Here is a 22,721-nt window from a genome sequence, read left to right on the forward strand (position 1 = left end):
CGCCTTCAGCGTTTCACGCCCGCCCTCGTTCCCCGAGCGGCGGGCGTTCTCGTCTGGCGGCCCCATTCGTCCAGCCACCCATTCGGGAAAGTGGGAACGGCTGCGCATCTCCCGCGACGCCGTGGGTCTGGCGAAACGGCGGCCGATGCTGGAAGGTGGTGGGCGATCGACCGCGGCCGCGTCCGGCCGGGCTTCCGACACAGTGAGAGCAGGATCCTTCGGCGGATGATGCGCCAGTACGAACTCGTGGAGCGGGTCAAGCGCTACAATCCGGCCGCGAACGAGGCGCTTCTGAACCGCGCCTACGTCTACGCCATGCGGGCGCACGGCACGCAGAAGCGCGCCTCGGGCGACCCGTTCTTCGCCCATCCCCTCGAAGTCGCCGCGATCCTCACCGACCTGCGCCTCGACGACGCCACCATCGTCGCCGCGGTCCTGCACGACACGGTCGAGGACACCGCCGCCACCCTCGACGAGATCCGCGAGATCTTCGGGCCGGAGATCGGCGCGCTGGTGGACGGGCTGACCAAGCTCAAGCGCCTCGATCTCGTCTCGAAGCGGGCGGTGCAGGGCGAGAATTTCCGCAAATTGCTCCTGGCGGTGGCCGAGGACGTGCGGGTGCTGCTCGTCAAGCTCGCCGACCGCCTGCACAACATGCGCACGCTTCACTTCATGCGCGACGACAAGCGGGCGCGGATCGCCGAGGAGACCCTCGACATCTACGCCCCGCTCGCCGGCCGCATGGGCATGCAGGAGCTGCGCGACGAGCTCGAAGACCTCTCCTTCCGGACCCTCAAGCCGGAGATCTACGCCACCATCACCAAGCGGCTCGAAGACCTCTCGGCCAAGTCCGGCAGCGTCATCGAGAGCATCGAGCACGACCTCACCGCCCGGCTCGCGGCGCGCGGCATCACCGCACAGGTGAAGGGGCGCCTCAAGAAGCCGTTCTCGATCTGGTCGAAGATGGAGCGCAAGTCGGTCGCCTTCGAGCAGCTCTCCGACATCGTCGGCTTCCGGGTGATCGTCGGCACCGTGGCCGATTGCTACGCCGCGCTCGGCGTGGTCCACACGAGCTGGCCGATGGTGCCGGGCCGCTACAAGGACTACGTCTCGACGCCGAAGCAGAACGATTACCGCTCGATCCACACCACGGTGATCGGGCCGAAGCGCCAGCGCGTCGAGCTTCAGATCCGCACCGCCGAGATGGACGAGATCGCCGAGTACGGCATCGCCGCCCACGCCCACTACAAGGAGGCGGGCAAGGAGGGCGCGGAGGGCGAGGTGCATCCGCGGCTCGCCACCGAGAGCGGCGCCTACCAGTGGCTGCGCCGCACCATCGAGCTCCTGGCCGAGGGCGACTCGCCGGAAGAGTTCCTCGAACACACCAAGCTCGAGCTGTTCCAGGACCAGGTGTTCTGCTTCACGCCCAAGGGCCGCCTGATCGCCCTGCCGCGGGGCGCGACGCCGATCGACTTCGCCTACGCCGTCCACACCGATGTCGGCAACACCGCGGTCGGCGCCAAGATCAACGGGCGGCTCGCGCCCCTGCTCCACGAACTCGCCAACGGCGACGAGGTCGAGATCGCCCGCTCCGACGGCGCCTCGCCGCCGGCGGCCTGGGAATCGCTCGTCGTCACCGGCAAGGCCCGCGCCGCGATCCGCCGGGCGACCCGCACCGCCGTGCGGCGGCAATATGCGGGGCTGGGCCGCCAGATCCTCGACCGGGCCTTCGAGCGGGCGGGCAAGAGCTTCTCCGAGGAGAAGTTGCGCGGCGCCCTGCCCCGGCTCGCCCGCGCCTCCACGGAAGACGTCTTCGCCGCCGTCGGTCGCGGAGAGATGTTTTCGGGAGACGTGGTGAAGGCGGTCTATCCCGACTTCAAGGACGAGCGCCGCACCGGCGTGAGCGGCGGTCCGGCGGCCAGCGGGGCGGCGGGGCGGCTCACCCGCTCCAAGGACCAGACCATGCGGCTGACCTTTTCCGGCGAGGCCGACGGCGCCGCGGCGCCGGGCAGCATCCCGATCCGCGGCTTGGCGGGCGACCTGCCGGTGAGCTTCGCCCCGAACGGCGGCGCCCTGCCGGGAGACCGCATCGTCGGCATCCTCACCCCCGGCGTCGGGGTGACGATCTACCCGATCCAGTCGGCGGCGCTCGCCGCCTTCGACAACGAGCCCGAGCGCTGGCTCGACGTGCGCTGGGACGTGGAGGGCTCGCAGGAGCGCTTCCCCGCCAAGCTCGCGCTCGAATCGATCAACGAACCCGGCACCTTGGCGCAGATCGCCCAAGTCATCGCCGAGCACGACGGCAACATCGACAACGTCTCGATGAAGCGGCGCACGCAGGACTTCACCGACATCTCGATCGATCTCTCGGTGCCGGACTTGAAGCATCTCACCGCCATCGTCGCCGACCTGCGCGGCAAGCGCTCGGTGAGCCGCGTCGAGCGGGTGAACGGCTGATCCGGTTTCCGCTTGGTCAAAGCGGGGACCGGATCAGCAAGCCAGCGCGGCGCCTGAGCGAAGTCCAAATCCGCCATCCCGAAGGGATCCATCGGATTTGGTATGACCCGCCTGCGCCCCGCTTGCGCCCCGTGCACGTCGCTGCAACAAGCGGCGGAACACGCGCAGGCGAGCCGATAATCATGACACCGGAAGAAGTTCTCGAAGAGTTCCGCTCCGCGGGTGCCCTGCTGCAGGGACACTTCATCCTCAGTTCCGGGCTGCGCTCGCCGACCTTCCTGCAGAAGATGACGATCTTCTCCGATCCGGCGCGCACCGAGCGGCTGTGCCGGGCGCTCGCCGACGTCGTCACGAAGCAGTTCGGCCGGATCGACATCGTGGTCTCGCCGGCCATCGGCGGCATCATTCCCGGCTACGAGACCGCCCGCCATCTCGGCGCCAGGGCGATCTTCGTCGAGCGCGATCCGGGCGGCCCCTTCACCCTGCGCCGCGGTTTCTCGATCCCCGCCGGGGCCCGTGCCGTCATCGTCGAGGACATCGTGACGACCGGGCTCTCGGCCCGCGAATGCCTCGCCTCCCTGAAGGACGAGGCCGGCGAGGTGGTCGGTGCGGCCTGCCTGATCGACCGGTCCGGCGGGCGCGGCGAGATCGGACTCCCGCTCGTCTCCCTCGTCACCCTCGATATCCCGACCTACGCCCCCGACGCCCTCCCGCCGGATCTCGCGGCTATTCCCGCGGTCAAGCCGGGCAGCCGAGCGATCCCGGCACCCTGAGCCCCCGCGCGGCAGCGCCGTGCGACCGAACTTCACGCGTGGCTTCGAGCGCCGCCAAAGGTTCCACCAAGATCATCGGCGCCGGCTCGGGCCTGCGGGCAACTTCAAGTATGGTTGAGTTTCATCTGATCCGTTTCACACGACGTCCTGCAATTGCCGCTCAAGAGAATGCAACCACTGATAATCTCTGAGTTGTGAGGCAAAAACTTGGAGCCCTCGCCATGGAGGGCATGTTAACTCTTTCTGGCGCTTGACAGAGCTTGCACCCTCCGCCACGACGGTGGTGGCTTGGTTCGGCGTCGGTCGCGCTGTTGCGAGCGCTGCAACTCTCCGCCACCGTGACTTGTCGGCCCTGCGACGGCTTGTTCTAGCAGAAAGCCCGGCTCGGCACTCGAAGGCGATCGCCTGTCGAGAATGTGAGGGTGCCGGACCTTGTTCGTGCATCAATCTTGCGTTTTCATATACTGAGTTCATGCCCAGATTTTCAACGAAATGACTTTCAGCTCCAGAACACGGATCGATCAATGAGTGATAAACAACGCACCGCGATTTTCATCGATGGCGCAAATCTGTATGCGACGACGAAGGCGCTCGGTTTTGACATCGATTATAAGCGTCTGCTCAAGGATTTTCAGAGCCGCGACAATCTCATTCGTGCTTTCTATTACACGGCGATGATCGAGGATCAGGAATATTCTTCGATCCGCCCGCTGATCGATTGGCTCGATTACAACGGCTACCGCGTCGTCACCAAGCCGGTGAAGGAGTTCACCGACTCGGCCGGCCGCCGCAAGATCAAGGGCAACATGGATATCGAGCTCGCGATCGACGCGCTCGAACTCGCTCCCCACATCGACCACATGGTCCTGTTCTCCGGCGACGGCGATTTCCGTTCGCTGGTGGAGGCGATCCAGCGCCGCGGCGTCCGCGTCTCCGTCGTCTCGACGATCCAGACCCAGCCGGCGATGATCGCCGACGACCTGCGTCGTCAGGCGGACGAGTTCGTCGATCTCGCCCAGCTCGCGGGCCGGATCGGCCGCGACCCGGGCGACCGCCCGGCCCGCGCCGCGGGCGACGGCCCCCGCCGCGACTTCGCCGAACGCGGCGCGCCCCGCGCCAATCCGGGTCTGGAAAGCCGCTACGGCATCCGCCCCGGTCCGTCCGACGAGGAATCGGAAGGCTGAGCGGCGCATCGCTGCTCGGGTCGTGGTGACGGAGGGATCATCCTCTCGCCGTCACCACGGTGGATGTTCAGCAATCCGCTGATTTCCCAGACACGGTCATCGATGCCCTCACCCCGTCATTCCGGGTTCCACTGCGTGGCCCCGGAATGACGGCGGTGGTGACGAAGTTCGCGGCGAGCGCCCGTTCACTCGTGTTCGCAGTCCCGACAGCAGCGGACCGCGATCAACGGATTTGTGGACGTCTACGATTGCGAGGCGAAGCCGAAGCGATTCGGCGCGTAGCCCTATTATGAGCGTTCGCGCTGGATTCGCTGCCCCTTCGCTCGCGACGACCGCGGGAGGAAGCGGCTTGCTCCAGCGCCGAAACCGCCTCAGCCCTTGTCGCGCAGCAGGCGGGCCTTGTCGCGCTGCCAGTCGCGCTCCTTGACGGTCTCGCGCTTGTCGTGGAGCTGCTTGCCCTTGCCGAGCCCCAGCTCGACCTTCGCCCGGCCCTTGTCGTTGAAGTAGATCTTCAGCGGGATCACCGTGTAGCCCTGGCGCTGGGTCGCGCCGATCAGCTTGTTGATCTGGCGGCGGTGCAGCAGCAGGCGGCGGGGCCGCTTGGTGTCGTGGTTGAAGCGGTTCGCCTCCAGATATTCCGGGATGTAGGCGTTGAACAGCATCAGGTCGTTGCCGGAGGGGCCGGCATAGGACTCGCCGATCGTCGCCTTGCCGCCGCGCAGGGATTTCACCTCGGTGCCGGTCAGCGCGATGCCGGCCTCGAATGTGTCCTCGATCGCGTAGTGGAAGCGGGCGGAGCGGTTGTCGGCGACGACGCGCCGGCCGGGTTCGGGTTTCGGTGCCATCTCTTCTGGTTGAGCTTCTTGCGCGCCGGGCGGAGGACGGCCCCGGAATATGGGGAAACGAGGGGCCGTCGGCGACCCCTCGTCCTTCGAGTGAGATCAGGCCCGCGAACGGCGCCGATCAGGACGATCAGATCAGGCCGGCATGGGCCAGCGCCGCATCGACCGCCCGGCGGCAGCCCTCCGTCGCCGGCACCAGCGGCAGGCGCACCTCCTCCGACATCAGCCCGAGGCGCGAGAGCGCGTATTTCGCCGGCACCGGGTTCGACTCGTAGAACATCTGCACGTGCAGCGGCATCAGCCGGTCCTGGATCGCCAGGGCCTTGGCGTAGTCGCCCGCGAGCGACGCTTCCTGAAGGTCGGCGCAGAGCCGCGGCGCGACGTTCGACACCACCGAGATGCAGCCGCGGCCGCCATGGGCGTTGAAGCCGAGCGCCGTCGCATCTTCGCCAGAAAGCTGGATGAAATCTTCTCCCATGGCCTGCCGCTGGAGGCTGACACGGTCGATCTTGGCCGTGGCGTCCTTCACGCCGGCAATGTTCTTCAGCTCGAACAGCCGCTTCATGGTGTCGACGCTCATGTCGACCACGGACCGGCCGGGGATGTTGTAGATGATGATCGGGATGCCGACGGCGTCGTTCACCGCCTTGAAGTGGGCGTACATGCCCTCCTGCGTCGGCTTGTTGTAGTAGGGCGTGACGGTGAGCACCGCATCCGCGCCGACGCTTTCCGCATGACGGGCCCGCGCCACGGCCTCTCGCGTCGCGTTCGAGCCGGCGCCCGCGATCACGGGCACCCGGCCCGCGGCCTCGGCGACGCAGACTTCGACCACGCGGTCGTGCTCGGCATGGCTCAGCGTCGGACTCTCGCCGGTGGTGCCGGTCGGCACCAGGGCGTGGGTGCCCTGTTCGATCTGCCAGTTCACGAATTTCCGGAAGGCCGACTCGTCGAACTCGCCGTCGCGGAAGGGGGTCGCGAGCGCGGTCATCGAGCCGCGAAGGCGGGCATGCGTATCGGTCATCCTGGCGTTCCCGGCCGTTCTTCTTGCCTGTCTTCCGGCACGTCCCGGCGGCTGCGGCCGCGGACGGACCGCGCTCGGGACGCGCGAGACATAGGCCCTCACCAGCCCGCGCGCAAACGCTTCGCTTGCGCAGTTAATGCCATCTTAACGCACCGGAGCCCAGCTTAAGGCTTGGCCTCCGTGTCGGGGTGTCTGATGACCTTGGCGTTCCCCGCCCGCTCCCTCCTCCTCGGGCTCGTGCTGTCCGGCACCGCCGTGCTGCCGCAGCGCGCCGTCGCCATCGAGGTGCGCAACCCGCAGCCGGCCTCGGCGCCCGCCGCGCCCGTGAGCGACGCCACCGCGCCCGCGGCGCAGATCGGCGACGGCCCCGCCTCCGATCCCGTCGCGGCGGACGCGCTGCGCCTCGATCCGAGCGCCGGCGAGGCCGCGACCGACAAGCCGCTGCCCGCCGCGGCCTCCTCTTACGCCTCCACCGAATCGGATGGCGCGGTCGCCTTCCCGCTGCCCGACGCGGCGGTCTCGCCGGCCGCCCCCCCCCCCGAGGTGCCGGATCCGGCCCGCCCGGTCGCCTCCGGCGAGACCGATCTCGGACAGCTGCGCGAGGCGATCGACCTCTACCGCAAGGGCAAGGTCACCGACGGCGACCGTCTCGCCGCTGGCTTCACCGACCCGGCGGCGCGGGCGCTGCTGGAATGGGTGGCGATCCGCGCCGGCGCCGGCATCAGCTTCGAGCGCGTCGTCGGCTTCGCCCGCGCCAATCCCGACTGGCCGGCGGGTCCGCTGCTGCGCCGCCGGGCCGAGGAGCGGCTGCTCACGGAGAAGAAGAGCCCGGCCGTCGTGCGCGCCTACTTCGCCAGCGCCCGGCCGACGAGCGCGCCGGGCAAGTTCGCCCTGGCGCTGGCGTTGCGCGCCGACGGGCTCGACGCGGACGCCGCCGACCTCGTGCACGACCTGTGGCGCGAGGAGAGCTTCGGGCGCAGCCTCGAGGCCAAGGTCACCGAGGCCTTCCCCGGCGTGCTCACCGTGATCGACCACCGCTACCGGATGGAGCGCGCCCTCCTGAAGGAGGATTGGACGACGGCCGCCCGCGCCGCCGACTATGCCGGCGGCTCCTATGCCAGCCTCGTGCGCGCCCGCCGGGCGGTGCAGGGCAAGGCCGGCGCGGCGGCCGCGCTCGCCTCGGTGCCGCCCTCCCTGCGCAACGACTCGTCCTACCTGCTCTCGCGCACCCAGTATTTCCGCCGGGCCGACAAGCCGGCGGAGGCGGCCAAGGTGCTGCTCTCCGCCCCCACCAATCCGGAGGTGCTCGCCGACGGCGACACGTGGTGGGTCGAGCGCCGGATCGTCGCCCGCAAGCTGATGGATGCGGGCGATCCCAAGACCGCCTACGCCGTGGCCGCGGCGCATTCCGCCCGCACCTCCGAGAAGCGGATCGAGGCCGAGTTCCATGCCGGCTGGATCGCGCTGCGCTTCATGGCCGACCCGGCCGCCGCCGAGCGGCACTTCGCGCAGGCCGCGAGCGTGGCCGAGACGCCGATCTCGCTCGCGCGCGCCGCCTACTGGCAGGGCCGCGCGGCGGAGGCCGCGGGCAGGAGCGCCGAGGCGAAGGGGTTCTATGAGCGCGCCGCGCTCCAGCCGATCGCCTATTACGGGCAGCTCGCCCGCGCCCGCCTCGGCCAGCACAGCCTGCCCCTGCGCCGCGCCGCCGAGCTGAGCCCGACGGCGCGGACCGCCTTCGACGACCGGCTGTTCGTGCGCGGCCTCAAGCTCCTCGCCGCCGCCCAGATGAAGGAACTGGCGCTGCCGCTCTACATCGACGCCGCCCGCTCGCTCACCGAGGAGGCGCAGGTCAACGCCCTCGGCGAGACCGCGGTGGAGGCGCGCGACGCGCGGGCGCTGGTCTCCATCGGCAAGCTCGCCACGCAGCGCGGCCTCGCCCTCGACACCCACGCCTACCCGACCATCGGCATCCCCGCTTACGAGACCTTCACCGCCGTGCCGCAGGTCGAGCGCGCCATGGTCTTCGCCATCGCCCGGCAGGAGAGCCAGTTCGATCCCCGCGCCCAGTCCGGCGTCGGCGCCCGCGGCCTGATGCAGATGATGCCGGCGACCGCCCAGCGCACCGCCAAGCGGGTCTCGACCTCCTACGAAACCGACCGCCTCACCAGCGATCCCGCCTACAACGCGCGGCTGGGGCAGGCCCATCTCGGCGAGCTGATGGAGGACTGGAAGGGCTCCTACATCCTGGCCTTCGCCTCCTACAACGCGGGCGGCGGCAACGTGAAGAAATGGGTCGATGCCTACGGCGACCCGCGCCGGCCCGACATCGATCCGATCGACTGGGTCGAGCGCATCCCCTTCACCGAGACGCGCAACTACGTGCAGCGGGTGATGGAGAACCTGCAGGTCTACCGCAACCGCCTCGACGGCAAGAGCGCGCTGATGATCGAGCGCGACCTCGCCCGCGGCGCCCGCACCGCCGTGAGCGCGGAGGCGCAGCCGGTCACGCCGTAGCTGTTCCGTCCCGGTAGTGGCGGCGCACCAGCGCCTCCACGAACGGCCAGAGGCCCGGCACGCCGCGCTCGATCACCGGCCGGTAGCGCGCCAGGACCTGGACCTCGGTCAGGCCGTTCTCGGCCCAGGTGCCGCCGTCCGTCAGCGTGTTGAGCAGGAGCGGCTGGAGCCGGTCGAGCGCCTTGGCGAAGCGGGCCTCCGCCGTCTCGACCGCCTCGAATTCCCGCCACAGCGCCAGGTAGCGAACCTTCTGCGCCTCGGGCAGCAACCCGAAGATCCGCTCCGCCGCTTCCGCCTCGACCAGGGCCTGGGCGGCGGCGTCGTAGCTGCCGTGGATCGGCACGTCGCCGGCATCGACCTCGACGATGTCGTGCACGAGCAGCATCGCGACGACGCGGCCCATGTTGAGGCCGGGCGCGAGATCGCCGAGCACGAGGGCGAACATCGCCAGATGCCACGAATGCTCGGCCGAGTTCTCGCGCCGACGCTCGCCGATGGTCCGGTTCTGGCGCAGCACGGCCTTGAGCCCGTCGATCTCGGCGAGGAAGGCGAATCGGCGCTCGAGGGCCAAGGCCTCGTCGTTCACGTGGTCCATGTCGCTGTCCCCGGCATCGTGGCGGCACGGTTGAAGGCTTCCGCCCGTCCGGGCAAGGCGGATCGACGATCGATTTCCCACAGGCATCGACGCACGATGTTTTTGGATCGCGGCGCCGTCGCCGCTAGTGTCGCTTCGCCATGGCCACGACGGATCCGATCTCCGACTCTGCCCTCCGCGGCATCGAAGCCCGCCTCATCGCGCGGGCGACGGAGTCGGACGACGGAGAGGCCATCATCGCGGAGTTCTGCGAAGCGCTGGTCGCGGTCGGCCTTCCCCTCTGGCGTCTCAGCCTGGCGGTGCCGGTCATCGACCCCGTCTTCCGCGGAGTGAGCCTCGCGTGGCGGCCCGGGCAGGGCATGGCGTTCTTCCCCACCGCGCACGGGCCGGAGGGCGAGGACACGTTCTTCCGCAGTCCCGTCGGCTGGCTGCGGGCGAACGACCTCGCCTTCGTTCGCTGGCGCCTCGACCAATCGAACGGCTGCCCCGACCTTCCGCTTCTGGGGCAACTGAGGCAGGCGGGTGCCACGGATTATCTGCTCCACGCCGCCGCCTTCGCCCCCGGCAGCGCCATGGAGGGCGTCTGCATCTCGTTCGCCACCGACCGTCCCGGCGGCTTCACCGAGGCGGAGCAGGCGGTGGCCGCCGGGCTCGTGCCGGTGATCGCCCTGGTCACGGCCAAGCTCAGCCTGTCGCATACTATGCGCGAGATGCTCGGCACCTATCTCGGGCCGGCGACCGGCGCGCGGGTGCTCGCGGGCGAGATGCGGCGCGGGCAGAGCACGGTCGTCCACGCCGCGATCCTGCTCGCGGATCTGCGCGGCTTCACCGCGGTGGCGGACCGCGACGATCCTCTGAAGGTCGTCGGCTGGCTCGACGAGCATTTCGACGCGCTGGGCGAGCCGGTGCAGCGCCACGGCGGCGAGATCTCGAAATTTCTGGGCGACGGCTTCCTCGCCGTCTTCCCCGTGGCCGAGCCGGACGCCCTCGCCTGCCCGGCCTGCGCCGGCGCGCTCGACGCGGCGCAGGAGGCGCTGGCGCGCAACGACCGCCTGAACGCCACCCGCCGCCGGGACGGCCTGCCGCCGCTCGAGGCGGACATCGTGCTTCACTACGGGCGCGTCGTCTCCGGCAATGTCGGCACCGACCGGCGCCTCGACTTCACGGTGATCGGGCGCGCGGTCAACGAGGCGAGCCGGATCGAGCGGCTCTGCGATGAACTGGAGCGGCCGCTGCTGCTCTCGGATGCCTTCGCCCGGCGCTGCGGGACGGCCCTCGTCCCGGTCGGCGAGTTCGCCCTGCGCGGCGTCGGACGCAAGCAGCGGATCTGGGGGCTGGCAGGGGAAGCGGCCGAGCGCTCAGAGCGGACGGCCTGAAACGGCGCGTCCGAGCCCGCCCGGAGCGCGGCCCACGAGGTCAGCTCCGGGCACCGTCTGCAGCGCCGCCAGACCGGTCGGAGCGCGGCGACGCGCGGGGTCACGAGCGCAGGTTGAGACCGATTCCCTGCCGGTCGGAGAGCGGTGCGACCCCCGTCGGCGCGGCGGCGCGCTCCAGCGGCACGCCGGCCTTCTGGAGGTAGTCCACCACCGCGAGCGCCCGCGCCCGCGCGAGGTCGGCGCCGGCCTCGGCCCGCTCGGCCTCGGTCTTTTCGGGCTTCGGCTCAGGCTTCGATTCGGGCTTGGCCGCCTCCTTCGTCTCCGCCTTGCCCTTGCTGGCCTTGCCGGATTTCGCGTCCTTCTTTGTCTCCGGTTTGGCGGGCTTGGGCGCCGCCTCCTTCGCCGCCTCGTCGGCGACCGGATCGGCCTGCGCCTCGGGCTTCGCCCCGGCCGGGTCGAGATGGCCCACGACCTCGATCCGCTCGCCCGGACAGGCGCGGGCCAGGGCCGCCACCGCGTCGAGAACCGGATAGAATTCGGGCGCGAGCGCCGTGCTGCCCGGTGCGAAGCGCAGGGGATGCCCGGCGGTGCGCGCGGCGAGGCGCTGTCCGCAGGCGCCCGATTCGGCCGTCGCCGCCGGCGCCTCGTCCGACGCGACGGAGACCGTGGCGTTCCAGCCAGGGGGCATCGCCCGCGGCACTGTCCGGCCGAGGCGGGCGGCACTCTCGGGATAGAGGCTCGTGCCGGTCAGGCGGAGCTCGGTCCCCGTGATCGTCAGCTCACCGCTCGCCAGCGTCGAGAGCGGATCGATCGCCGCCGCCAGGGCCGCGGCCAGACCGGCCGGGGCGCCGTTGGCCAGTCGCGTGCGGTCCTGGATCGATTCGCGGAAGAAGCGCGGATTGAGCCGGGCCAGCAGCGCCTCGCGGCTTGCCTGATCCGGCAGATGGCCGCTCACCGTCACGCTGTCGGCGTTGCGGCGGATGCGCAGGACGTAGGGGACGATGGGGCGGGCGGTGAGCGCGACACGGCCCGCGGCGACCCCGGCGGGGCGGGCGTCGCGCATCAGCGTCTCCACCTCGGTGACCGCTCCGGCATCGAGCGCGTTGCCCTCGACCGAGACGGCCGCGCCCTCGAAGGCGACGCGTCCCTCGTGCAGCAGACCGGCGAGCCGGAAGACGAAGCGGGCCAGGGCCGGCCCGTCGACGCCCTGCGGCAGGCCGCGGGCATCGCGCAGACGGTCGTCGATCGCCGCCCCCTCCGCGGCCTGGGCGGCGGCGGCACGGATCTCCTCGCGGGCGCTCTCCGAGGCGACGTGGCCGGTCAGTTCGAGGCTGCCGTCCGCCCGGCGGGCGACGCCGAAGCGGAAATCCGCGACGACCGGCGGCGTGATCTCGACCGTGCCCAGGGTGTAGCCCTGCGGCGGGCTCGCCAGCGCCGTGCGCAGGGCGTCGTAGGCGGCGACGCTCGCCGCCTCGCCGCGGATCGAGATGACGGTGTCGTTGAGCGTGGCGACGGCGCCGGTGGTGAGATCCTGTAGCCGCTCCACGGCGAAGGCCGCCGCGTCGGGGAAGTCGCGCGGTGCGCCCCGCGCGGCCCGGGCGTGGTCGCTCAGGGTCGCGTCGCGCGGCAGGGCCGGCTTCAGGCGCTGCGCCAGCTCGAAGGCGCCGACCTCGGCCGGGCGGCTGCCGTTGGCCTCGACCCGGCCGGCCGCGGGACGCTCCACCGACCAGACGAAGGGGGAGACTTCCTCGATGACGCCGGTCCGGTCGGTGAAGCGGCGGACCCCCTCGATCGCGGCGAGCCGGGCGACGACCGCCTCGCGCTGGGAGGCCTCCGGCGCCTCGCCCGCGGCGGTGAGATCGCGGCCCGACACGGTGACGCGGAGCCAGGGCTCGGGCTGCCCCTCCCCGGTACTGGCGGCGATCGCCGATGCCTGCTGTTCCAGATGTGCCGTGACGCGCGACAGGCCGAGATAGGCGGCGGCCGCAGCGATCAGGAGGAGCGCGGGAAGGCCGGCGAGCCAGCCGACGCGGATCAGGCGCGACCGGGACGGCGTTGCGGGCGGCGATGACGGCGGGAGCGACGGCGTGGACACGGGGCTCGACCTCCTCGGCGGCCGGCGAGGGCGGCCAGATGACACGGTCATCGGGGCGCTTTGAAGGCCGCGCGCCGCCTCGCTCCGGCCATGAAAAAACCCCGGCCGCGAAGCCGGGGTCTGGAGGTTCTTTCCGTTCGGCCCCCTGAGACAGGGGGCCGATGCTGTCGAGCGGCAGGCGCGCGGCCTGCCGCAAGTCCGACTTAGAAGTCGCGCTGCACGCGGAAGCGGGCCTGGAACACGTCCTCGCTGCTGACGGTGCGGGTCGGGACGTTGTTTACGAACGTACCCTTGTCGCCGTCGGAGACGCGGCCGCTCCGGACGCCTGTGCGGATGTACTGGCCCTCGACGCCGATATCGAGGTCCTTGACCGGCGACCAGATCAGGCTCGCGCCGGTGACGATCTGGTAGGTGTCGCGCAGCGACTGGCTGAGATTGTAGCCGGCGGCGTTGGTGATGTAGGAGGGCGGCGCGATGGTCGACGGGCTGTTGACCAGAGCGTTCGCCTGGCTGGTGGCCTGACGGGCACCCGCCGGGAACCAGATCTCACCGTAGCTGGCGTAGAAGGCCGAACGCCACTCCGGCGACCAGTAGTGGAGGTACGAGCCGACCACCGTGAAGCTGCTGGACAGCTCGATCTTACCGGTCAGCGGGTTGACCACCGCATCGGCGAGGTACTGGTTGAACGGGTTGCCGGCATAGACCGACGCGTTGCTGAGGTAGCCGGCGGTGAAGCGGTTGATGCCGGTGTAGAACGAGGCACCCTCGCCGTACGAACCCTGGAGGTAGAGGCCGTCGCCCGGAGCGATGAAGGGCAGGTTGAACTTCACGCCGCCCTGAACCGCCCAACCGTAGTCGGTCTGCGAGCCGGAGCTGATGCCGCGAGCCGCCAGCAGCGCCTGAGCGTTGGCTTGCTGGGTGGCGCCAGCGCCGGGGACGCCGAGCGTGGCGATGTAGCCGCCGGTGTTGATGTCCTTGACGGCGGCGGAGAGCTGAGCCGAACCCCACGGAGCGTCGTAGCGCAGCGAGCCGACGAAGTCGGGCATGCGCGAGCGCTGCACGGCGTCGATGAAGGCGACCGCGGTGGCGTTGCCGACGGCGTCGGTGCCGAGGATGATCGGGGTCGGAGCGGTGGTGAGGACCTGCGAGAGGGCACCCGTGCCCGCGCCCGCCGCCGCCGCCGGGACGGCGTTCGAGAAGATCGGGTTCTTGCGGTAGTTCGGATCTTCCATCGAGATCGTCGCGGTGAACCCGTCGCCGAACTTCTGGGTGTAGGCGAGCAGGTTGGTCGACGGCATGTTGGAGCCGAGCGACGAGCCGATGATCTCGTAGTCGGCGGCGTAGAAGTCGTAGAACGAGGAGGCGCGACCGGCGGTCAGGCCGGCGAACTGGATGAACGCCTTGTCGACGTTGATGAAGTTCTGGATGCGGCCGAAGGCGTCCTGGCCGGTGCCGGAGAAGGCGTAGCCGCCGCGCAGGTTCGTGCCGGAGGAGGTCTTGGTGTGGCCGGTGCGGCTCGCCGCATCGAGACGGAGGAACGCGCGCAGGGTGCCGTAGCCGGTCTGGGTGCGGGCGTCGAAGTTGAAGCGGGCGAGGCCGATGAAGCCGGAGAGATCGCCGCCACCGGTGACCCGGCGGTTATCGCTGCCGATGTAGCCGTACTCGGCGCGGGCGCGGCCGGAGACACGCAGGCAGGTGTCGGTGCCGGGGATGTAGAAGAAGCCGGCGCCGTAGGCGGAGCAGACCCGGACGTACTCGATCGGAGCGGCCTTCTTCACCGGCAGGTCGGCGGCCTGAGCCCCACCCACGATGGTCAGCCCCGCTGCCGATCCAAGGAGAAGGCTCTTGACGAGCTTCATGATAAACCCTCCAGAAGTTTCGAGACCCACGGGATCGGACTTCTGTTGACGCTGGGCGCCCACCGTTGGGTGGCCATCCCCGCCAGTCCTTGTTTCCCTTGGAGCTTGGCAGTCCCCCTCGGGCATCGGCCAAACCGCAGCGGGGTTATCCCGTCCGCAGCGGCACCATGGTCGAGCGTGACCGTACGGGCAACAGGGATGGGCGTCTTGGAGGTGTCACAAAGTGGCTTCGCTGCGATCTGTTGCAGCATCGCAACTTAATCCATGCCCAACCGTAAAGTTTTCCCCGGTCGCAAGGTGAGGGCGAAGGATCATCTCGGGCGCGGCCCGGCGGAACTGATCACCGGGCCGGGGCTCTCAGCCGCTCTGCGACTCGCGCTGCATCTCTAGGGTCAGCCAGCGCTCCTCGGCGGCGGCGAGCTCGGATTCGGCGGCACCGAGCATCGCCGTCGCCTTCTGGAAGCGGCCGGGATCGCGGCCGTACAGGCCGGGATCGGACAGCACCTCGCGCAGCTTGGCGATTCCCGCCTCCAGCTCGGCCATGCGGCCCGGCAGGGTCTTCAGCTCGTGCTGCTCCTTGAAGCCGAGCTTCGCCCGCGCCGGCGCCGCCTCCGCCCGCGGCGCCTTCTCCCTCGGTTCGGGGCGCTCGCGGACGGCCTTGTCCCGCCCGTCGCTGCGCGCCTCGACGCCGCGCCCGCGCTGGCCGAGCATGTCGGTGTAGCCGCCGGCATACTCGACCCAACGCCCCTCCCCCTCGCTGACGAGAACGGTGCCGGCGACCCGGTCGAGGAAGTCGCGGTCGTGGCTGACGAGAATCAGGGTGCCGGCATAGTCGCCGAGCATCTCCTGCAGGAGATCGAGGGTCTCGAGGTCGAGGTCGTTGGTGGGCTCGTCGAGCACGAGCAGGTTGGAGGGCTGGGCGAGCGCCCTCGCGATCAGCAGCCGGTTGCGCTCGCCGCCGGAGAGCACGCTCACCGGGGTGCGCGCCTGCTCGGGCGCGAACAGGAAGTCCTTGAGGTAGCCGATCACGTGACGGCTGCGCCCGCCCACCGTGACGCTGTCGCCGCGCCCGCCGGTCAGAACCTCGGTGACCGTGGCGGTCGGCTCCAGCACGGCGCGGGCCTGATCGAGATGGACCATGTTCAGGCCGGTGCCGAGGCGCATCTCGCCGGAATCGGGCGCCAGCGCGCCGGTGAGCAGGTTGATCAGCGTGGTCTTGCCCGCCCCGTTGGGGCCGACGATGCCGAGGCGGTCGCCGCGCAGCACCCGCAGGGACAGGTCGTGGACGATCCGGCGCTCGCCGTAGGATTTCGAGACCTGACGCGCCTCCGCGATCAGCGTGCCCGAGGCCTCGCCCTCGCTCGCGGTCAGCACCGCCTGCCCCACCGGGCGGCGATGCTCGCGGCTCTGCTTGCGCAGGTTCTGCAGGTCGGCGAGGCGGCGCACGTTGCGCTTGCGCCGGGCGGTGACGCCGTAGCGCAGCCAGTGCTCCTCGTCGGCGATCTTGCGGTCGAGCTTGTGCTTGTCCCGCTCCTCCTCCTCGAAGAAGGCGTCGCGCCACGCCTCGAAGCTGGAAAAGCCCTGCTCAATCCGCCGGGTCACGCCGCGGTCGAGCCAGACGGTCGCCCGCGACAGGGCGGAGAGGAAGCGGCGGTCGTGGCTGATGAGGACGAGGGCCGAGCGGGTCCGCTTCAGCTCGGATTCCAGCCACTCGATGGCCGGTAGGTCGAGGTGGTTGGTCGGCTCGTCGAGAAGAAGAATGTCGGGCTCGGGCGCCAGCGCCTGGGCGAGCGCGGTCCGGCGCGCCTCGCCGCCCGACAATCGCCGCGGATCCTCGCTGCCGCTCAGGCCGAGGCTCTCCAGGAGGTAGCGGGCGCGGTGCGCGTCGTCGCCCGGTGCGAGGCCGGCCTCGGCGAAGGCGAGCGTCGTCTCGAACCCTGAGAAATCCGGCTCCTGCGCGAGGTAGCGGATCGTGGTGCCGGGCTGGACGAACCGCACGGCACGATCCGGCTCGACCAGACCGGCGGCGATGCGCATCAGGGTCGACTTGCCCGAGCCGTTGCGGCCGACGAGGCAGGCGCGCTCGCCCGGCGCGATCGTCAGCTCGGCCCGCTCGATCAGCGGCGTGCCGCCGAAGGTGAGTGCGACGTCCTGAAGGGTGAGAAGCGGGGGAGCGGCCATGGCGGGCTTATGGCAGCAGCCGCAGCCCGGAACAACGGAAGCGGATTCCTCGCGCTCCCGGAGATCCTATCCCGAGCGAAGCGCGCGCCTCAGGTCGCCATTCTCTTCGCCCGCAGGCCGGCAGCCTCGCCGGAAGTGGGCCCTCGCGCATCGTCCTGGCCTTCGAATCCAGGACGATGCGCGAGGTCTCCGATCTTGCATCGTCTTTTCCCGAAAGCCGGCAACCACCTTTCGGGACGATGCTCTAGGCCGTCGGGTTGGCCGGACCGGTCGGGGTCGAGTCGGGAAGGCCGGGGCTCTCGACGGGGATCTCGGTCGGCATGGTTCCCGGCGCTTCCGCGGGCGTCCCGCCGGGAATCTCGGGACCAGGGCCCGGCTCGGGGATCTGCGGCGTGTCGGGCGTAGCGGGGCCGGGCGTCTCCGGACCGGGGCTCGGGACCTCGGGGCCGGGCGTGGGGGTTTCCGGGATCGATCCGGGATTGGCCATTCGAACGCACCTCGCTGACGGCCCGTCCGTCGCGCCGTCGTCCGGGCCAACGGGGTGTGGGCGGAGGGGTTCCCGCTACTTCTTGGGCAGGAGCAGCTTGTTGCCTTCCTTGCCGACGATCTTCTGGATCTTCTGCGCGAACATCGAGAGCAGCAGCGGCATCCGGACCTCGACGCGCACGACGTCCGGGCCGACATCGATCTGGCCGTCGACGGTCTGGGTCAGCGCGGTGACCGAGTAGTCGAGGCGGTCACCGGTCCAGTTCAGGGTGTTGATGGCGATGCCGCTCTTGCCGAGCGCCTCGCGCACCCGGGCGGTGCCCTCGTCGATGCGCCGCCGGGCCTCGTCGCGGCCGAGTTCGTGCGGAATCTCGACCACCATCGGCTTCGCCATCTCGATCCCCTCTCCTCTCCTCAGGGCGCGGACCCGGATCGGACGATCCGGGACGCACGGCATCGGGTGAGACAATTATGGGAACGGGTCGGTTCCCCGGCAACGCTCGGCGACGGTGCGCCGGTCCCGGAGAGGAGACGGTTCGCCGTCCGGGCGCCTCAGCGCACGACGTTGAGCGAGACGTAGCTGGTGCCCGACATGCCGATGGCGCGGGCCGAGCCGCGGGCCAGATCGATCACCCGGCCGCCGACGAACGGGCCGCGATCGTTGATGCGCACGACGATGGAGCGGCCGTTGGCGCGGTTCGTGACGCGAACGCGGGTGCCGAAGGGCAGGCTGCGGTGGGCGGCGGTGTATCCGTTGGGATTGAAACGCTCGCCGTTCGCCGTCTTCCGGCCGCTTCCGTACCAGGAGGCCTGGCCACTCTGGGCCTGGGCGGGCAGCGTCGCGAGGGCGCCGACGACGGTGGCGAGGCAGACGGCAACGGTCCGGTTGGAAACCTTCATCGAGGATCGCATTCCCTTGTTGTTTGCGATGTGTGTTGAGCGCCGCGGAAAATGAGCCCGATCTCGGCCAAAATAAGACGAGGATTTTGCGCCGCGGTATCGGACGAGAATCAGACTATCGGCCGCGATCCCATGGGTCCATGTCGCGTTAAGAATTGATTACTTGGCTCGTTTTGGGGCGCGGCGCCGCGATAGTCGCAACACTTGCCGCGCAAGCATTCGGCGCCGGGCCGCGCGGGACGGGAAAAGCCTCGACAAAGCTTCGCGCGGGGTTGTCCGTGCGGTCGCACAGCGTTGCATTCAGCGCATGAATAAGGGCGGCAAAAATTGCCGCCCCATATCGAGACGCAGATTTACGGCGTCGGCAAACCCGACCTTTACCGTGATCGCGGCATGGTCCCGGTGTCAGTCGCGTAACCGGTGTTTGCCATGGCTTCCCCGCGTACCGCGGTCGTCGGCGTCACCGCCCGGAATCAGGTCTCGCGTACCGGGCGGATCGCGTCGGCGCCGCGGATGGGTCTCGCACCCTCCGTTCAGCGTCTCCCCAACACCCTTCCCCTCGACGAGATCCTGATCGGCGACTGCATCGCCGCCATGGACCGTCTGCCGGCCGAAAGCGTCGACTGCGTCTTCGCCGACCCGCCCTACAATCTCCAGCTCGGCGAGGCGGGCCTGACCCGTCCCGACCAGAGCGTGGTCGACGCCGTCGACGACGACTGGGACAAGTTCTCCAGCTTCGAAGCCTACGACGACTTCACCCGCGCCTGGCTGAAGGCCGCGCGCCGCGTGATGAAGCCGAACGCCACCCTGTGGGTGATCGGTTCCTACCACAACATCTTCCGGGTCGGCAGCGCGTTGCAGGATCTCGGTTACTGGATCCTGAACGACATCGTCTGGCGCAAGGCCAACCCGATGCCGAACTTCCGCGGCAAGCGCTTCACCAACGCGCACGAGACCCTGATCTGGGCCTCGCGCTCGCCGCAGGCCAAGTACACCTTCCACTACGACGCCCTGAAGGCCGGCAACGAAGACCTTCAGATGCGCTCCGACTGGTTCATCCCGCTCTGCACCGGCGAGGAGCGCCTGAAGGACGAGGCGGGCCGCAAGGTCCACCCGACCCAGAAGCCGGAGGCCCTGCTCGCCCGCACGCTGCTGGCGGCGACCAATCCCGGCGACGTGGTGCTCGACCCGTTCTTCGGCACCGGCACGACCGGAGCCGTCGCGAAGCGGCTCGGACGCCGCTTCATCGGCTGCGAGCGCGACCCGACCTACGCCGCGGCGGCACGGGCCCGGATCGCGGGGATCGAGACCCTGTCCTCGGCCTCGCTGGCGCTGGCCACCCCGAAGCGGGCCGAGCCGCGGATCCCCTTCCTCAGCGTGGTCGAGGCCGGCCATGTCCGCGCCGGCGAGACCCTGACCGACGAGCGCCGACGCTTCCGCGCGACGGTGCGGCCGGACGGCCAGCTCAGCGTCGGCCCGGCGATGGGCTCGATCCACAAGGTCGGCGCCCTGGTGCAGGGCCTGCCCGCCTGCAACGGCTGGACCTTCTGGCACGCGGAACGCCAGGGACGCCTCGTCTGCATCGACGATTTCCGTACGAAGATGCGGGGCCAGACCGGCGCATAACGCCCGTCAAGGTTTCGAAAGGACAAGCTCTTGGGCGGATGCAGGGCAGAGCCCTGCATCTCACCGTGTCCGGACCGGCTTCGGCGCCTTCTTGACGATCCGCGCCAGATCCGAGGGCCGCGACGAGGCGGGCTTCGGGATCGGCCCGCGCCGCGGTGGCGGCTCGGGCTCGGGCGGCGTGGCGAGATCGGGCTCGGGGGGCGGCCTCGGCGCGGGGGCCGCGAGCGGCACCGGACCGCTGAGCGCGTGGGCGAGCACCTTCTTCATGGCGCCGGGCAGGGGCTCGGTGTCGAGCGCGGCGCGGGGCGTGAAGCGCATTCCCTCGGGCGGCTTGGTCTCCGCGGCGACGCGGGCGAGGAACACCGTGAGTTCCAGCGGGAAGTGGGTGAAGCCGTGCTTCACCACGCCCGGCAGGCGCTTCCAGCGGGCATCGAGCGGTGCGTCGAGCAGGCCCTTGGCCGGATCGTAATCGGGCAGCCACGCGCTCGTCGGCGGTTCGGCCATGGCGCCGAGCAGGCCCTCCGCCGGCCGCGTGCGGAGCAGGACCGCCTCGTCGCCGGCCCGCAGGGCGACGAAGGCCGCGCCCTTCCGCAGGATGCCCTTCTCCTTCTTCACCTTCCTCGGAAAGGTCTCCTGCAGACCCTCGGCGCGGGCGCGGCAGGGCCGCATCCACGGGCAGAGGGCGCAGGCGGGGCGCTTCGGGGTGCACAGGGTCGCGCCGAGATCCATCAGCGCCTGCGCGAAATCGCCCGGTCGCCGCTCCGGCACGAGCGCTTGCGTGAACAGGCGGATCTGCGCGCGGGCCGCGGGCAGCGGCGTCTCGATGGCGTGGAGGCGGCTCATCACCCGCTCGACATTGCCGTCGACCGCCGCGGCCGGCCGGTCGAAGGCGATGGCGGCGATGGCACCGGCCGTGTAGGCGCCGATGCCCGGCAGCTTGCGCAGGCCCTCCTCGGTGTCGGGGAAATCGCCCGCGGCGGCGACCGCCCGGGCGCAGGCATGCAGGTTGCGCGCGCGGGAATAGTAGCCGAGCCCGGCCCAGGCCGACATCACCGCCTCCTCCGGCGCGGCGGCGAGTGCCGCGACGCTGGGAAACAGCGTCAGGAATTTTTCGAAATAGGGCTTCACCGCCGCGACGGTGGTCTGCTGCAGCATCACCTCCGAGAGCCAGACCCGATAGGGGTCGGGGGTCTCGCCCGGCAGCGCCCGCCAAGGCAGCGCTCGGCGGTGGCGGTCGTACCAGGCAAGGAGATCGGCGGCCGAGGCGGCGGGCATGGCCCGTCCATAGCGGGAGCGCGAGGGCGGAAAAAGCGTCTGCGGGCTCTTCGCGAAAAAGTCGCGCGGCCGTGTCGTCGCGCGATCACGCCCGGTCCCGACTCCCCCGCAGGCCGCAATTCGGGTAGTTTGCCGAGAGGGACGCGCTCACCGTGCCGCCCTCGTGTTCCGGAGTGCCGATGGCGCGCGTCAAACCGCTCAGCGAACTGATCGAGGGCTGCATCGGCCCGGCCTTCGCCGCGCAGGGCTTCGCCTCCTCCGACATCCTCGCCGTGTGGCCCGACATCGTCGGGGCGCGCCTCGCCGGGGCCTGCCAGCCGGTCAAGCTCGAATGGCCGCGCCGCGCCCGCCGCGACGCGGAGGGGCGGCCGGAGCCCGGCACCCTGGTGGTGCGGGTGGAGGGCGCCTTCGCCCTCGAACTCCAGCACCTCGCGCCGATCGTGATCCAGCGCGTCAACGCCCATTACGGCTGGGCCTGTGTCGGCAAGATCGTCCTGCGCCAGGATCGCCTGCACCGGGCCGCGCGCCGCGCGCCGCAGAAGATCCTGGATCCCGCCCGGCGCGGCGAGGTGGCGCTGGCGGTGGCCCGCATCGAGGAGGATCGCCTGCGCGATGCCCTCGACCGGCTCGGCATCGCCGTGGTGGCGCGGCGCTAGCGCGGCGCGCTTCGCGACGCACTTCGCGAAGCACGAACGGAGGGACGTGCGGGCGGCGGCGCAGCGTGATAAGCGGCTGCGGACAGGCCGTGCGGCGACGCGTCCCTCGGCCGGACGGAGCCGTTCCGTCCTATAGCGCGGTATCGGGCCGAGCGCGGCCCGCGAACGGAGCCCGCCCCTGCCATGATCACCCGGCGCGACGCCCTGAAACTGACCGGCCTTGCCCTCGGCACCGCCGCCCTGCTGCCCCGCCTGACCCTCGAGGCGCTGGCGCAATCGGCCGACACGGCCGCCCTGATGCAGCCCGGCCCACTCGGCGACGTCTGGCTCGGACCGCCGGACGCCAAGGTGACGATCATCGAGTACGCCTCGATGACCTGCTCGCACTGCGCCCACTTCCACGCCACGACCTGGCCGGTGCTGAAGGAGCGCTACATCGACACCGGCAAGGTGCGCTTCACCCTGCGCGAATTCCCCCTCGACCCGCTCGCCACCGCCGCCTTCATGCTGGCGCGCTGCGACGGCGACGCGAAGTACTATCCGATCACCGACCTGCTGTTCGACCAGCAGCAGAGCTGGGCCTTCGTGCGCAAGCCGCAATCGCCCGTCGACGCCATGGAGCAGCTTCTGCGCCAGGCCGGTTTCTCGAAGGAGAAGTTCGAGGCCTGCCTCAAGGACCAGAAGACCTACGGCGCCATCAACGCGGTGAAGACCCGCGGCCTCGAAACCCTCAAGGTCGAATCGACCCCGACCTTCTTCATCAACGGCGAGAAGCACGCCGGTGCCCTCTCGATCGAGGAGATGGAGAAGATCATCAAGCCGATGCTGGGGGCCTGATCCGGCTCCGGACAGCCGTGGAAAAACGAAGAATTATGTTGTTT

General features: G+C 70.3%; 18 protein-coding genes. 8 read left to right on the forward strand and 10 right to left on the reverse strand.

Annotation, left to right across the window (positions count from 1 at the left end):
- Window positions 1-225 precede the first annotated feature (225 nt).
- The 3 genes from ABS772_RS04165 (at window position 226) to ABS772_RS04175 (ending at window position 4,414) form a co-directional block, all read left to right on the forward strand.
- Window positions 226-2,457, forward strand: a complete 2,232-nt coding sequence (locus ABS772_RS04165) for a RelA/SpoT family protein (protein ID WP_238254237.1) — start codon at window positions 226-228, stop codon at window positions 2,455-2,457.
- 182 nt (window positions 2,458-2,639) lie between these two features.
- Window positions 2,640-3,230: an orotate phosphoribosyltransferase gene (gene pyrE, locus ABS772_RS04170; protein ID WP_350392396.1), complete on the forward strand. Its 591-nt coding sequence runs from the start codon at window positions 2,640-2,642 to the stop codon at window positions 3,228-3,230.
- A gap of 524 nt (window positions 3,231-3,754) precedes the next feature.
- Window positions 3,755-4,414, forward strand: coding sequence for a LabA-like NYN domain-containing protein (locus tag ABS772_RS04175; protein ID WP_238254263.1), 660 nt, complete (start codon window positions 3,755-3,757; stop codon window positions 4,412-4,414).
- Window positions 4,415-4,785: 371 nt separating this feature from the next.
- Here the strand turns inward: ABS772_RS04175 and smpB are convergent, their stop codons facing one another.
- Complete coding sequence (smpB, locus tag ABS772_RS04180; RefSeq protein WP_238254242.1) at window positions 4,786-5,259, reverse strand: SsrA-binding protein SmpB; 474 nt, start codon at window positions 5,257-5,259, stop codon at window positions 4,786-4,788.
- Window positions 5,260-5,386: 127 nt separating this feature from the next.
- The gene (dapA, locus tag ABS772_RS04185; protein ID WP_238254243.1) at window positions 5,387-6,277 is read right to left on the reverse strand and encodes a 4-hydroxy-tetrahydrodipicolinate synthase; all 891 of its coding nucleotides are present in this window, start codon (window positions 6,275-6,277) and stop codon (window positions 5,387-5,389) included.
- 201 nt (window positions 6,278-6,478) lie between these two features.
- On the opposite strand from dapA, the gene ABS772_RS04190 reads away from it, so the two are divergent.
- Window positions 6,479-8,791, forward strand: coding sequence for a lytic transglycosylase domain-containing protein (locus ABS772_RS04190; RefSeq protein ID WP_350392540.1), 2,313 nt, complete (start codon window positions 6,479-6,481; stop codon window positions 8,789-8,791).
- Here the strand turns inward: ABS772_RS04190 and ABS772_RS04195 are convergent.
- Window positions 8,781-9,386, reverse strand: a complete 606-nt coding sequence (locus tag ABS772_RS04195; RefSeq protein WP_350392398.1) for an HD domain-containing protein — start codon at window positions 9,384-9,386, stop codon at window positions 8,781-8,783. The two genes, ABS772_RS04190 and ABS772_RS04195, sit on opposite strands and share 11 nt — an antisense overlap.
- A 140-nt stretch (window positions 9,387-9,526) precedes the next feature.
- Here ABS772_RS04195 and ABS772_RS04200 point away from each other — a divergent pair, with 140 nt between their 5' ends.
- Complete coding sequence (locus ABS772_RS04200; RefSeq protein WP_350392399.1) at window positions 9,527-10,762, forward strand: adenylate/guanylate cyclase domain-containing protein; 1,236 nt, start codon at window positions 9,527-9,529, stop codon at window positions 10,760-10,762.
- A 100-nt stretch (window positions 10,763-10,862) separates the two neighbouring features.
- Here ABS772_RS04200 and ABS772_RS04205 read toward each other — a convergent pair whose 3' ends face one another.
- The 6 genes from ABS772_RS04205 to ABS772_RS04230 all read right to left on the reverse strand — a co-directional run bounded on the left by ABS772_RS04205 (window position 10,863) and on the right by ABS772_RS04230 (window position 18,283).
- Window positions 10,863-12,857 (reverse strand): flagellar motor protein MotB, encoded by a 1,995-nt coding sequence (locus tag ABS772_RS04205; protein WP_350392401.1) that lies wholly within the window; start codon window positions 12,855-12,857, stop codon window positions 10,863-10,865.
- 203 nt (window positions 12,858-13,060) lie between these two features.
- Window positions 13,061-14,716 carry a porin gene (locus ABS772_RS04210; RefSeq protein WP_350392403.1) on the reverse strand — a complete coding sequence of 552 codons (1,656 nt, stop codon included), beginning with the start codon at window positions 14,714-14,716 and terminating at the stop codon, window positions 13,061-13,063.
- A 357-nt stretch (window positions 14,717-15,073) separates the two neighbouring features.
- Window positions 15,074-16,897 (reverse strand): ABC-F family ATP-binding cassette domain-containing protein, encoded by a 1,824-nt coding sequence (locus ABS772_RS04215; RefSeq protein WP_350392404.1) that lies wholly within the window; start codon window positions 16,895-16,897, stop codon window positions 15,074-15,076.
- A gap of 244 nt (window positions 16,898-17,141) precedes the next feature.
- Window positions 17,142-17,384 (reverse strand): hypothetical protein, encoded by a 243-nt coding sequence (locus tag ABS772_RS04220; RefSeq protein WP_350392406.1) that lies wholly within the window; start codon window positions 17,382-17,384, stop codon window positions 17,142-17,144.
- 75 nt (window positions 17,385-17,459) lie between these two features.
- On the reverse strand, window positions 17,460-17,777 hold the full coding sequence (locus tag ABS772_RS04225; protein ID WP_238254250.1) for a polyhydroxyalkanoic acid system family protein: 318 nt from the start codon (window positions 17,775-17,777) through the stop codon (window positions 17,460-17,462).
- Between the two features lie 158 nt (window positions 17,778-17,935).
- A complete protein-coding gene (locus tag ABS772_RS04230) occupies window positions 17,936-18,283 on the reverse strand; it encodes a septal ring lytic transglycosylase RlpA family protein (RefSeq protein ID WP_238254251.1) in 348 nt (115 codons plus the stop codon).
- A gap of 429 nt (window positions 18,284-18,712) precedes the next feature.
- Between ABS772_RS04230 and ABS772_RS04235 the strand changes: the two genes are divergently transcribed.
- Window positions 18,713-19,909: a site-specific DNA-methyltransferase gene (locus ABS772_RS04235; protein WP_350392408.1), complete on the forward strand. Its 1,197-nt coding sequence runs from the start codon at window positions 18,713-18,715 to the stop codon at window positions 19,907-19,909.
- Window positions 19,910-19,969: 60 nt separating this feature from the next.
- On the opposite strand, the gene mutY is transcribed toward ABS772_RS04235, so the two are convergent.
- Window positions 19,970-21,184 (reverse strand): A/G-specific adenine glycosylase, encoded by a 1,215-nt coding sequence (gene mutY, locus ABS772_RS04240; protein WP_350392410.1) that lies wholly within the window; start codon window positions 21,182-21,184, stop codon window positions 19,970-19,972.
- 179 nt (window positions 21,185-21,363) lie between these two features.
- On the opposite strand from mutY, the gene ABS772_RS04245 reads away from it, so the two are divergent.
- Entirely contained in the window at window positions 21,364-21,840 is a 477-nt protein-coding gene (locus tag ABS772_RS04245) for a DUF721 domain-containing protein (RefSeq protein WP_350392412.1), read from the forward strand.
- A gap of 183 nt (window positions 21,841-22,023) precedes the next feature.
- Window positions 22,024-22,677, forward strand: coding sequence for a DsbA family protein (locus ABS772_RS04250; protein ID WP_238254254.1), 654 nt, complete (start codon window positions 22,024-22,026; stop codon window positions 22,675-22,677).
- Window positions 22,678-22,721 lie beyond the last annotated feature (44 nt).

Origin of the sequence: Methylorubrum podarium, from assembly GCF_040270385.1 — a bacterium.
Lineage (GTDB): Bacteria > Pseudomonadota > Alphaproteobacteria > Rhizobiales > Beijerinckiaceae > Methylobacterium > Methylobacterium podarium.

Bases quoted from the DNA above. Each gene is read 5' to 3' on its own strand.
- ABS772_RS04165 (WP_238254237.1), top strand. From the start codon at position 226: ATGATGCGCCAGTACGAACTCGTGGAGCGGGTCAAGCGCTACAATCCG.
- pyrE (WP_350392396.1), top strand. From the start codon at position 2,640: ATGACACCGGAAGAAGTTCTCGAAGAGTTCCGCTCCGCGGGTGCCCTG.
- ABS772_RS04175 (WP_238254263.1), top strand. From the start codon at position 3,755: ATGAGTGATAAACAACGCACCGCGATTTTCATCGATGGCGCAAATCTG.
- smpB (WP_238254242.1), bottom strand. From the start codon at position 5,259: ATGGCACCGAAACCCGAACCCGGCCGGCGCGTCGTCGCCGACAACCGC.
- dapA (WP_238254243.1), bottom strand. From the start codon at position 6,277: ATGACCGATACGCATGCCCGCCTTCGCGGCTCGATGACCGCGCTCGCG.
- ABS772_RS04195 (WP_350392398.1), bottom strand. From the start codon at position 9,386: ATGGACCACGTGAACGACGAGGCCTTGGCCCTCGAGCGCCGATTCGCC.
- ABS772_RS04200 (WP_350392399.1), top strand. From the start codon at position 9,527: ATGGCCACGACGGATCCGATCTCCGACTCTGCCCTCCGCGGCATCGAA.
- ABS772_RS04210 (WP_350392403.1), bottom strand. From the start codon at position 14,716: ATGAAGCTCGTCAAGAGCCTTCTCCTTGGATCGGCAGCGGGGCTGACC.
- ABS772_RS04215 (WP_350392404.1), bottom strand. From the start codon at position 16,897: ATGGCCGCTCCCCCGCTTCTCACCCTTCAGGACGTCGCACTCACCTTC.
- ABS772_RS04220 (WP_350392406.1), bottom strand. From the start codon at position 17,384: ATGGCCAATCCCGGATCGATCCCGGAAACCCCCACGCCCGGCCCCGAG.
- ABS772_RS04225 (WP_238254250.1), bottom strand. From the start codon at position 17,777: ATGGCGAAGCCGATGGTGGTCGAGATTCCGCACGAACTCGGCCGCGAC.
- ABS772_RS04230 (WP_238254251.1), bottom strand. From the start codon at position 18,283: ATGAAGGTTTCCAACCGGACCGTTGCCGTCTGCCTCGCCACCGTCGTC.
- ABS772_RS04235 (WP_350392408.1), top strand. From the start codon at position 18,713: ATGGCTTCCCCGCGTACCGCGGTCGTCGGCGTCACCGCCCGGAATCAG.
- mutY (WP_350392410.1), bottom strand. From the start codon at position 21,184: ATGCCCGCCGCCTCGGCCGCCGATCTCCTTGCCTGGTACGACCGCCAC.
- ABS772_RS04245 (WP_350392412.1), top strand. From the start codon at position 21,364: ATGGCGCGCGTCAAACCGCTCAGCGAACTGATCGAGGGCTGCATCGGC.
- ABS772_RS04250 (WP_238254254.1), top strand. From the start codon at position 22,024: ATGATCACCCGGCGCGACGCCCTGAAACTGACCGGCCTTGCCCTCGGC.